Origin of the sequence: Nitratidesulfovibrio oxamicus (genome assembly GCF_015731765.1) — a bacterium.
Taxonomy (GTDB): Bacteria; Desulfobacterota; Desulfovibrionia; order Desulfovibrionales; family Desulfovibrionaceae; genus Cupidesulfovibrio; species Cupidesulfovibrio oxamicus.
On record NZ_VRYY01000791.1, the window covers coordinates 1 to 11,049 of the forward strand.

Annotated in this window: 10 protein-coding genes; 6 read left to right on the forward strand and 4 right to left on the reverse strand. The window is 66.8% G+C overall.

Going from position 1 to position 11,049, the window contains the following annotated elements:
• From FVW20_RS18550 to FVW20_RS18560, 3 genes are all read left to right on the forward strand, one after another.
• Positions 1-1,002: glycosyltransferase family 9 protein (locus FVW20_RS18550; RefSeq protein WP_307831663.1), on the forward strand; the 1,002-nt coding region annotated here is incomplete at its 5' end.
• Between the two features lie 153 nt (positions 1,003-1,155).
• Positions 1,156-1,761 carry a DUF8043 domain-containing protein gene (locus FVW20_RS18555; protein ID WP_012612674.1) on the forward strand — a complete coding sequence of 202 codons (606 nt, stop codon included), beginning with the start codon at positions 1,156-1,158 and terminating at the stop codon, positions 1,759-1,761.
• Between the two features lie 5 nt (positions 1,762-1,766).
• The gene (locus FVW20_RS18560) at positions 1,767-2,117 is read left to right on the forward strand and encodes a hypothetical protein (protein ID WP_196610727.1); all 351 of its coding nucleotides are present in this window, start codon (positions 1,767-1,769) and stop codon (positions 2,115-2,117) included.
• Positions 2,118-2,305: 188 nt separating this feature from the next.
• Here FVW20_RS18560 and FVW20_RS18565 read toward each other — a convergent pair whose 3' ends face one another.
• Together FVW20_RS18565 and FVW20_RS18570 are read right to left on the reverse strand one after the other, a co-directional pair.
• On the reverse strand, positions 2,306-4,534 hold the full coding sequence (locus tag FVW20_RS18565; RefSeq protein WP_196610728.1) for an EAL domain-containing response regulator: 2,229 nt from the start codon (positions 4,532-4,534) through the stop codon (positions 2,306-2,308).
• A 463-nt stretch (positions 4,535-4,997) separates the two neighbouring features.
• A complete protein-coding gene (locus FVW20_RS18570) occupies positions 4,998-5,651 on the reverse strand; it encodes a septal ring lytic transglycosylase RlpA family protein (RefSeq protein ID WP_196610729.1) in 654 nt (217 codons plus the stop codon).
• A 346-nt stretch (positions 5,652-5,997) separates the two neighbouring features.
• Here FVW20_RS18570 and FVW20_RS18575 point away from each other — a divergent pair, with 346 nt between their 5' ends.
• Positions 5,998-6,888, forward strand: coding sequence for a DMT family transporter (locus FVW20_RS18575; RefSeq protein ID WP_196610730.1), 891 nt, complete (start codon positions 5,998-6,000; stop codon positions 6,886-6,888).
• 56 nt (positions 6,889-6,944) lie between these two features.
• Here the strand turns inward: FVW20_RS18575 and FVW20_RS18580 are convergent, their stop codons facing one another.
• Positions 6,945-7,610: a potassium channel family protein gene (locus FVW20_RS18580; RefSeq protein ID WP_196610731.1), complete on the reverse strand. Its 666-nt coding sequence runs from the start codon at positions 7,608-7,610 to the stop codon at positions 6,945-6,947.
• Positions 7,611-7,645: 35 nt separating this feature from the next.
• Complete coding sequence (locus tag FVW20_RS18585) at positions 7,646-9,010, reverse strand: TrkH family potassium uptake protein (RefSeq protein WP_196610732.1); 1,365 nt, start codon at positions 9,008-9,010, stop codon at positions 7,646-7,648.
• Between the two features lie 178 nt (positions 9,011-9,188).
• On the opposite strand from FVW20_RS18585, the gene FVW20_RS18590 reads away from it, so the two are divergent.
• Positions 9,189-10,508, forward strand: a complete 1,320-nt coding sequence (locus FVW20_RS18590) for a malic enzyme-like NAD(P)-binding protein (protein ID WP_196610733.1) — start codon at positions 9,189-9,191, stop codon at positions 10,506-10,508.
• Between the two features lie 268 nt (positions 10,509-10,776).
• On the forward strand, positions 10,777-11,049 hold a 273-nt coding region (locus tag FVW20_RS18595; RefSeq protein ID WP_307831665.1), incomplete at its 3' end, for a M17 family peptidase N-terminal domain-containing protein.

An 11,049-nucleotide genomic window follows, 5' to 3' on the forward strand; every position in this document is an offset into this window, starting at 1 on the left:
CTGGGCGAGCGGCTGCGCGCGGCGCTGGCGGAGGAAGCCGGGGCAACCGGGCCGGTGCCCTGCATCGACCTGATCGGCGCCACCAGCCTGCCGCAACTGGCCGCCACCCTGCGCCACACGCGCATGCTGGTCACCAACGACACCGGCACCATGCATCTGGCCGCCGGGCTGGACGTACCGGTGCTGGCCATCTTTCTGGCCACGGCCCAGCCGTGGGACACCGGCCCCTATCGCCAGGACTGCTGCTGCCTGGAACCCGCGCTGGACTGCCACCCCTGCCCGTTCGGCGCACCCTGCCCGCACGGCGAGCGTTGTCGCCGGGTCATTTCCGCCGATACCGCGTTCGACCCGGTCCGTGCCCACCTGACCACCGGCCAGTGGCCGCAGCCAGACGCCGCCTGTGCCACATCGGGCGCAACCCCGCCCCCCCACGGCGAAGCGCGGGTATGGCGCACCCTGCGCGAGGCGGATGCGGAACCCGTAACCGCAGACGCCCCGGCCATGGTCATGCCCGGGCGCGGGTTCATGGACCTTGTCTCGCTGTCCGGCCACGAGGCGGAAGACCGCACCCGCTGGATACGCCTGCAGCGCCATTTTTATCGTCAATTTCTTGACCTGCCCCGGATGCAGCCCGCCGATCCGGCGGCTGCCCGACCTGCCGGCCCCATTCTTTTACCGCACGGCCCCTGTGCGCTCTCCGAGGCTCTGCGCGCCCGCGCCGCCGACGAACTGCGCCAGGCCGACGCCCTGCTGCACCTCATGGGCGAGCAGGGCGGCCTGCTCAGGGTGCGCCCCTCGGATATGGCCAAGTCGCGCTTCCTCGGTACCGTAAGCCGCGTGCAGGCCCTGTGGGACAACAGCGCGCTGTTCAACGTGCTGGGGCACCTGTGGCTGTGCGAATCACAGGGGGCGGGCGGCTCGCTTGATTCCGTGCTGGCCCTGGCGGCGGCCTACCGCGCGCTGGTGCGGGTCTGGCTGGGCCACCTTTCCCCGTCGAGCTGACCTTTCCCTTCCGCATGCCGCGTGGGGCGGCGCCGGTGCGTGCCCTGCCGGGCGCGGTGTCTGCCTGCATTCCTGCGTCATGGTCCGCTTTTTGCTTTACCGCAGTCGGACGTGACAAATTTTCCCGGTGCCGGGATGCAGGAGGGAGACCCCATGATCGTTATCGATGGCCGCCAGGCCGACATCAAGCTGGAAAACTTCGCCAATCTCGAAGAAATCCTCGTCAAGGTGATGGAGGGCAGCTACCTCGAGAACCGCGTGGTGACTGACGTGCTCGTCAATGACGAGGCCTTTTCGGAAATCTACCCCCATCAGGCAGAGGACATCGAGCAGCGCGACATCCGCTCCGTCGAGATCCGCAGCATGCCCGTGGGCGAAATGGCCGTGAACATCACCCGCGAACTGTACAAGGTGGTGCAGGTGATGACCGACGGCGCCCGCCAGGTGGCCGGGCTGTTCCGTCAGGCCGACGACGCCGAGGCGCTGGACATGTTCCAGGACCTGCTGGAAGTGACCCGAGACTTCATGGGCATGATCGGCGTGCTGCGCAACGAATTCTCGCTGCGCACCACCAAGGATTTCAGCGACAACGTGGAACGTTTTTCCGACCAGCTTGGCGAAATGACCGAAGTGCTCGAAAACGAGGACTGGATCCTGCTGGCCGACCTGCTGGAATACGAATTCCTGCCTGCCTGCGAAAACTGGAAGAAGGTCATCCAGGCCCTGCGCGAGGACATCCGGCAGGCCAGCAAGGGGTAGCAGCCATGCCCGACAGCCTTTCCCTGCTCGACATGGCCCTGCAACTGGGCGAGCACGAACTGGGAGCCCTTGCCGCCGGTGACGTGGAGGCCGCCGAATCCGCCTCGCGCGAGCGGGCGGAACTGGTGGAGATGGCCTGGAGCCGCCGCGATCCGGCAGCATTGAACGATCTGCGCGACAAGCTGCTGCGCTTGCAGTGCCTGCAAGGCCGCCTGACCGAAGAGGCCCGCAGGCTGCATGACAACATCCGCAGCCAGTTGCAGCAGACCCGCCGCGAATCGCAGCGCCTTACCGGCTACAGGCAGGCCACGCGCTCCACGCCGCTGGGCATTACCCTAGGGCGCGGCCAAGTGTAGGGGCTGCCCAGAACGGCACCGGATACGCAACGAATCGGGGGCCGGATGCATCATGCATCCGGCCCCCGTTTGCCGTCTTGCGGGCGCCACCCCCGTTGCCGGGGCCGCTCCCAACTTCCTTGCTTCCCTGTTTTCCCGCTGCTCGCGGCCCCTGCGAACCCCGCGGCAAGCGCCGCTCGCGACCTTGCCTACTTCCTGCTGCTCGCGGCCCCTGCGGACCCAGCGGACCCTGCGGCCCCTGCGGACCCTGCGGACAGGGCCGCTCGCATCCAGTCCGCAAACCCGTCGGCGGGCAGGGGCTTGCTGTAGTAGTAGCCCTGCACTTCGCGGCAGCCGTGGGCGCGCAGGAAGCTCAACTGGTCGTCGGTTTCCACGCCTTCGGCCACCACGTTCAACGACAGGTTGCGCCCCATGGTGACGATGGTGGAAACGATGGTGGCGTCGCCCTCGTCGCCGGGCACGTCGCGCACGAACGAACGGTCGATCTTGATGGTGTCGATGGGAAAGTTCTTCAGGTAGTACAGCGAGGAATGCCCGGTACCGAAGTCGTCGATGGCGATGGAAATGCCCTGCGCCGCCAGCCGCTCCAGAATGGCCACCGAGGTGGGCAGGTCGCGCATCATGGTGGTTTCGGTGATTTCCAGTTCCAGCTGCGAGGGCGGCAGGCCCGATTCGGCAAGGGCCGCCTGCACCCGGTCCAGCAGATCCGGCTGGAACTGCCGGGCCGAGATGTTCACCGCGATGCGCAGCGGACCGAGTTCGTCGGTCCAGCGGCGGGTCTGGATGCATGCATCGCGCAGCACCCGCTCGCCCAGCGCCACCACGAGGCCGGTGTCCTCGGCCACGGGAATGAACTCCAGCGGCGGCACCAGGGTGCCGTCGGGCCGGGCCCAGCGCACCAGCGCCTCCATGCCGGTCACCTGCCCGGTCACTATGTCCACGCGCGGCTGATAGAACACCACGAATTCGTCGTTTTCCAGCCCCTTGCGGATGCTCTTTTCGATGGCCAGGCGTCGGGTTACATCGTCGTTCATGGCCTGGGTAAAGCGGCGGAAACGCGCGCCGCCCTGCTCCTTGGCGCGGTACATAGCGATTTCCGCGTTCTTCAGCAGGGTGGGCGGGTCGCGTCCGTCGTCGGGCGCAACGCTGATGCCGATGGACGGCATCACGTACAGTTCGTGGTCGGCGGCGTTGAAGGGCCGGGTGAACGCGTCCTGGATGCGGGCCGATTCCGTCTCGGCCAACTCTCCGTCGCCTTCCGCCGACAGCGGCAGCAGCATCACGAATTCGTCGCCGCCAAGGCGAGCCACCATGTCGCGCCGGGGGGCCATGCCCACCAGTCGGCCCGCCACGGCGCGCAGCAGTTGGTCGCCCACGGCATGGCCCAGGCTGTCATTGACGGTCTTGAAATTGTCCATGTCCAGATACAGCACCGCCAGCCGCGCATCCGGTCCGCCCTTCAGCGCGTGATCTTCCATGCGCTGGCGCAGTCCCATGCGGTTGGGCAGGCCGGTCAGTTCGTCGTGGGTGGCCTGGTGGACGATTTGCGCTTCCTTGCGTTTCAGTTCGCTGACGTCGAGGAAGGTGCCCACCTCGCCCGCGCGCTGGCCGGTGCGATCGCGGAAATAGCTCTTGTACAGCACCAGCACCCGGTCTTCGCCAGCGGCATCGCGCATGTCGATCATGCACGAATAGCCCGCGCCGTCATCGTCTTCGGCATCCAGCCGACGCCCGGATTCCTCGACGCGGCAGGCCAGTTCCTGCGGCAGTATCTCGTAGACCGAACGGCCCACGACATCCTCGGGCCTGCTGCCGATCAGGCGGCTGAAGGCGCGGTTGCAGCCGATGTAGGTGCCTTCCAGCGTCTTGTAGAACACCGGGTTGGGCATGCCCTCCACCAGGGCTTCAAGGAACTGGTTCTTCTCTTGCAGCAGGGCCTGGTATTCCACCAGGCGCTCGTTGGTCTCGCGCAGTTCGCGGGTGCGCTCCTGCACCTCCTGTTCGAGGTGCTCGCGGTAACGCTTGCGCTCCTCCAGCAGGCGGGCGCGCTCCAGCGCCTTGTTCACGGCGTGCTCCAGCACGCGCATGTCGGTGACCGGTTTGGTCACGTAGTCCCACGCGCCATGGCGCAGCGCCTCTACCGCCTCTTCCAGCACGCCTACGCCCGACACCACGATGACGGGCACATCGGGGGCCTCCTTGCGCAGGCGTTCCAGCACTTCCATGCCCCCCATGACGGGCATGCGCAGGTCCACCAGCACGAGGTCGGGCGCCTTCTCGGCAAAGGCCTCGAGTCCGCGGCGACCGTTTTCTGCCTCGATCACGTCAAAGCCGCTGTCCTCAAGATAGGCGACCAGATTCGAGCGGACGTTGACGTCGTCGTCGATGGTCAGCACGCGGGGGGGGCGATTGAGCATGGGACGGCTGTTTCCTGGCTTGCGCTGATGTGGTTGGCGATATGATGTTTTTCAGATTGCCAAGCAGCGAGGAAATTATCCACAAAAAAATGGCCGCGACATGGCGGTGGCATGACTGCCTGATGGCGATACGGCCTTGCGGGGCAGTGCTGCGGCGCGCTGGCTGAAGTTTGTGACCGCTTGCGGATGGCGCGGCGGGCGGTGCCGCACCTGTCCGGGCCGAAACGGGCATGCATGCGCGCATGTCCCGTGGGCCGGGGGGGGCGGGCGGCGGAGCGTACTGGCGCGGAGCGTGAAGGGCGCTTGGGCTCCCCCGGGGCCGAATCCGGAACCGTGGGGGGGGGCAGCGCAGTCCGTCGTGCGGAATGGTTGCGACGAGAGAAGACCCACGGCGATGCGTGCGGACCATGGCGTTGCGACAGTTGCAGGGCTCGCGTGCTGTAGCGTGCGGCGGGGAGGGGGATCAGTCGCGGGCGCGGTCGGCCACGATGTCGATGTCGGCGTGGCGCTGCATCAGGTGGCGGCGCAGGGCGCGCGCGTCGTCGAAATCGCGGAAGGGTCCCACGCAGACCATCCAGCGTTTGCGGCCATTTTCCGTGCGCGCGCGGACGCGCACGGCGGCTTCGCCCTCGCGTTCAAGCTTGCGGACCAACCGTTCGGCTTCGGCCTTGCTGGCGTAGGACCGGATGCGGACGAAATAGGCGCTGTCGGGATCCAGGGGACGGCCCCTGGCGTCACCCAGCACCTCTATGCGCACGGTGGCGCTGCCCGGCTTGACGATGCCCAGCTGTTTCGCGGCGGAGTAGGAGACGTCGATGTCGCGGTTGCCGCGATAGGGGCCCCGGTCGTTCACCGTGACCAGCACGGAGCGGCCGTTGGAAAGGTTGGTCACGCGGACCACGGTGCCGAGGGGCAGGGTCTTGTGCGCGGCCGTCAGGGCGTTCATGTCGAAGGCTTCGCCGCTGGCGGTCTTCTTGCCGTGCAGGTCGTCGCCGTACCACGAGGCGCGGCCACGCTTGGCGGGCGTCTCGCTGGCCGCTGCGGGTAGCGCCGCGAACAGCAGCGCGCAGAGCACCAGGATGGTCGCCAGGTAGTGCAGGGGGTGGCGTCGGGTCATGGGCCTCCTGTGGTTGCGTGCCACGGAAGGTCGTGGCGAGTCGTGTCCTGCCCGGCGCAAGGACGCGGCTCTGGGGCAACGTTCGGTCTGTCCCGTCGTGCAACGGGCTGCCGGGCAAACCTTGGGGGTAGCACCTCGACAGTACCGTGTTTTTCCCGTATATCGCCGCACGTGTCAACGTGCCGCAATCCCGGCATGTTACGGTGCGACACTGCGGTAACATGCTGTCACGCCACAGTGCGTGGGGCGCGGTGTTGCAGCATTATTTTTTTCGCCCTTCCCGCGACGAGCCCCGCGCACCGTGCGCCCGCGCCGCCGCGCCTTTTCCTGCACGCGGGAGTCGTTCATGCTGTTGTACGCCAAGCTGATGCTGGCCACCGTGTTCTGGGGCGGCACCTTTGTTGCCGGGCGCATCGCCGCCGTCCACGCCGGTCCTTTTTCCGCCGCCTTTCTCCGTTTCGCCATGGCCACCGGGCTGCTGTTCTGGTACGTGCGCCGCCGCGAGGGCGCCCTGCCGCGCCTGACCTCGCCGGGCATGCACGGCTGGGTCGGGGTGCTGCTGCTGGGGGCCACCGGGGTATTCGCCTACAACGCCCTGTTCTTCACCGGGCTTGCCACCGTGCCCGCCAGCCGGGCGGCGGTGATCGTCACCAACAACCCCATAGCCATCGCCGTGGGGGCCGCGCTGTTCCTGGGCGAACCGCTGTCGCGCCGCAAGTTGGCGGGCATCCTGCTGTCCGTGGGCGGGGCCGTCATCGCCATCACCCGCGGCAACCCGTTGACGCTGTTCTCGTCGGCCCTGTCGTGGGGCGACGTGGCGCTGCTGGGCTGCCTGGCCAGTTGGGCCGCGTACTCGCTGCTGGGCAAGGTGGTCATGCGCGCGCTGTCGCCGCTGGCGGCGGTAACCTGGTCGTGCGCGGTGGGCACGGTGATGCTGCTGCCCTTCGCCCTGCATGAAGGCCTGTGGACGGCACTGCCGGAGTACCCTGCCGCCCTGTGGATTGCGGCGGCCTACCTTGGCGTGTTCGGCACCGTGCTGGGGTTCACGTGGTTCTACGAGGCGGTGAAGGAGATAGGCGCCGGACGGGCCGGGGTGTTCATCAACTTCGTGCCGCTGACGGCCATTGTCTGCGCGTGGGCCATGCTGGGCGAGGCGCTGCCCGTGTCGCTGCTGCTGGGGGCCGCGCTGGTGACATGCGGGGTGTTCATTACGAACAGGGCTGGCGTGTCTTCGTAGAGGCCGCGTCCACCAGCGCGCTCCCCTTCCCGTTCCTCTCGCCGCGCCTCCGCCTCTCAAGGCACCAGCCGCAACACATCCTCCTGCTTGCCGATGACCACCAGCGCATCCCCGCGCTCCAGGGTTTCATGCGCCTGCGGCACAAAGCGATACTCCTTGCCGCCCACGGGCTTCACGGCCACCACCATCACCCCGTAGTCGTTGACCAGCTTCAGTTCCAGCAGGGTGCGGCCCGCCCACTTGTCCACCACCAGTTCCTGCACCAGCACCCCGCCGCCCAGGGGCAGCAGGTCGAGCATGCCGGGGTTGGCCAGCCGGTGGGCCACGTGGGTGGCCACGTCGTGTTCGGGCAGGATCACCAGATCCACGCCAAGCCGGGTGAGCACCTTGCGGTGTTCGGTGGAGACCGCCTTGACCCCGATCTTGCGCGCGCCCATTTCCTGAAGGTTCAGCACCACCAGCAGCGAGGTTTCCATGGAATCGCCCACGCTCACGAACACGATGTCCAGATCCTGGAAGCGCAGTTGCTGCAGCACCGCGATGTCCGTCGCGTTGGCCTGGTAGACCTGCGCCAGCACATCCTGGGCAAGGCGCACGCGGGTCTCGCCGGTGTCCAGTCCCACCACGGTATGGCCCATCTCGGTCAGGGTGCGGCCCAACTGCAGGCCGAACTTGCCAAGGCCCACGATGCCGATTTCCAGTTTCTTCGCCACGTTCACCATTGGGTTGCTCCCGTATGCATCGCCTGCCCGCGTGGTTACCCGATGGGGTAGTCCACTTCGGGCCAGCGGAACTTGGGTTCGCTCTGCAAGTGCTGCAGGGTGGCCAGCAGCCAGACGGGGCCGATGCGGCCTATGAACATCAGCAGGGTTATCAAAATCTTGCCCGGCACGCTCAGGTGCGGGGTGACGCCGGTGGTCAGCCCCACGGTGCCGAAGGCGGATACCACCTCGAACATCAGATCCAGTTGTTCGAACCGGGTGTGGGTGTGCGGGCTGATGCCGCCCTCGGTCAGGCTGAGCACCATGGTGCCCACGGTCACCACGATGATGGCGAACAGGAACAGGGTCAGGGCCTTGGCCTGGGTGGGGGTGTCCACGGCGCGGCCCAGCAGCACGTTCTGCCGCCTGCCGCGCAACTGCATTTCCACGAATCCTGCCAGTACCCGGAAGCTGGTGGTCTTGATGCCGCCCGCGCACGACCCCGGCGAACCGCCCACGAACATCAGGCAGATCATCACCATCAGGGTGAAGTCGGTCAGGCGGGAAATGTCCAGGGTATTGAAGCCCGCAGTGCGGCAGGTGACCGACTGGAAGAAGGCGGGCAGCACCAGCCCGGTGGGGCTGAGCCCGGTGTAGTCGCTGAAGTATTCGGCCAGCCAGATCAGCGCCGCGCCAACCGCGATGAGGAACGCGGTGGTGGTCAGCACCAGCCGGGTGTGTCGGCTGAGGGGGCGGTAGGGCTTGCCGGAAAGTTTCGTTCGCGCGGCCCCCAGCAGTTCGTCGATGACCGAAAAGCCGATGCCCCCCACCACGATCAGGAACATGATCACCAGGTTCACCCCGGTGTGCTCCTGCCACGGCATAAGGTTGTCGGGCCGCAGGCCGAAGCCCGCGTTGCAGAAGGCCGACACGGCGTGGAACAGCGCGCCGAACGCGCCCATGCCCTGCGGGGCAAAGATGTACAGCAGGCACGCCGCCGCCAGTTCGATGCACAGGATGGTGCGTATCAGCCGGTACAGGAACCGCCCCAGATGGAACGAGGGGTCGTGCATCAGGGCCTGGCCCACGGCCAGCTTGTCGGTAAGCGATACCCGCCGCCGCAAAAGGAACAGCAGCAGGCTGGAATAGGTCATGATGCCAAGGCCGCCAAGCTGGATGAGCGCGAGGATGATCCATTGTCCGGCCAGGCTGAAGGTTGTGCCCGTGTCCACCACGGTCAGCCCGGTGACGCACACGGCGGAGGTGGCGGTGAACAGCGCGTCAACGAAGGACAGCCCCTGGCCGTCCGCCGAGGGGACGTGGCTGATGTCCAGGTACAGCAGCGCGGCCCCGGCAAGAATGGTGGCCGCGAACGAGTACACCGGCAGGATGAGGGGCGAGAGCAGGCGACGACGGATCATTCCTGAAACTATCCCGGTTCGTTCGGGGCGGCAAGCGGGGCGGGCGCGGCTTGCAATGGATGCGCCGCTGCACTACGTTGCCCGGACGTGAGGACATGCAGTCAACCGCGGGCAGGCGCCCCTGCCGGACGCGGAGTTCGTTCCCTTTACCGCACCGTCAACGACAAGCGAGGCATTCATGGCCCTGTTCACCAAGGATGAGGCGCTGCGCTACCACTCCTGCGGCCACCCCGGAAAGGTCGAGGTGGTTCCCGTGAAGCCCTGCGCCACCCAGAAGCATCTTTCCATGGCCTACACCCCCGGCGTTGCCGATGTGTGCCGCGCCATCCACGCCGATGTTTCGCTGGGCTACGACTACACCAACAAGGGCAACCTGGTGGCCGTGGTCAGCAACGGCACGGCGGTGCTGGGGCTTGGCAACATCGGGCCGCTGGCGGGCAAGCCGGTGATGGAAGGCAAGGGCGTCCTTTTCAAGATTTTCGCGGACGTGGACGTGTACGACCTGTCCATCGACCAGAAGGACCCCAAGAAGATCATCGAATTCGTGAAGATGCTGGAGCCCACCTTTGGCGGCATCAACCTTGAGGACATCAAGGCGCCGGAATGCTTCGAGGTGGAGCAGACGCTCATCGAGCAGATGGACATTCCAGTGTTCCACGACGACCAGCACGGCACGGCCATCATCTCGGGCGCGGGGCTCATTGCGGCACTGGACCTGACGAACCGCAAGGCCGAGGACGTCAAGCTGGTCATCAGCGGCGCGGGGGCTGCGGCCATCGCCTGCACCAGGTTCTTCGAATCGTTCGGGGTGCAGCGCAGGAACGTGTTCATGTTCGATTCGCGCGGGCTCATCCACAAGGGCCGCACCGACCTGAACGCCCAGAAAGCCGAATTCGCGCAGGAACAGGACCACGGCAGCCTTGCCGACGTCATGCGCGGCGCCGACTGCTTCCTGGGCCTGTCCGTGGGAGGCATGGTCACCCAGGACATGGTGCGTTCCATGGCGCCGAACCCCATCATCTTCGCCTGCGCCAACCCCGACCCGGAAATTTCGTACGAGGACGCTCGGGCCGCCCGCGCCGACGTGGTCATGGCCACCGGGCGCTCGGACTACCCCAACCAGATCAACAACGTGCTGGGCTTTCCGTTCATCTTCCGGGGCGCGCTGGACACCCGCGCCAGCGCCATCAACGAGGAAATGAAGCTGGCCGCCGCCCGCGCACTGGCTGCCCTTGCGCGCGAACCCGTGCCCGCCGAGGTGCTGGCCGCCTACGGCCTGTCCGGGCTGTCGTACGGGGTGGACTACATCATCCCCAAGGCGCTGGACCCGCGCGTCATCGAATGGGTGGCCCCGGCAGTGGCCGAAGCCGCCATGCGCACCGGCGTTGCGCGCCGCCAGCTGGATCTGGCCGCCTACAAGGTGGAACTGCGCGAGCGCATGCAGGCCGCGCGTGCCCGCATCGGGCAGTTTATCGAGACGTACGGCCTGGATTTTTAATGCGTTGAAGGGACACGCGAACCGGGGAGATCCTTCCTCCCCGGACCCTTCCCTCCTCCCCCCAAAACGTTTCATTGTGGATAATCGGGCACGCAGCACGGGCTGTCGCGCCGGGTGCCGTTGCAACAACCCGAATGAAAAGTTTTGGAGGATGGGGGTCCGGGGGAAGGAACCTTTCCCAAAAGGTTCCTTCCCCCGGTTCCTTCTTTCTCCGACAAGGATTATCCTGAATGAATCGCGCCGGAGAGGCGCGTGATGGAGGTGTGACGTGGACATTCGCTTTCAGGTGGGCGGTCCTGCCCAGTGGCGTGCGGATGCGGTGATCGTGTTCCTGTTCGAGGGCGAGGCCCTTGCGGACGCGGCGCCGGAACTGCTGGAGGCTGCGCCGTGGCTGGGCATTGCCCCGGCGGTGCGCGATTTTCGGGGCAGGAAGGACGAGGTTGCCGTGTTCCACGGGCACCCGGACCTGGCCGTGCCGCGCGTGATCGCGGCGGGCCTTGGCAAGCGCGAGGCGTTCGCGGCCACGGCCCCTGCCGGGCTG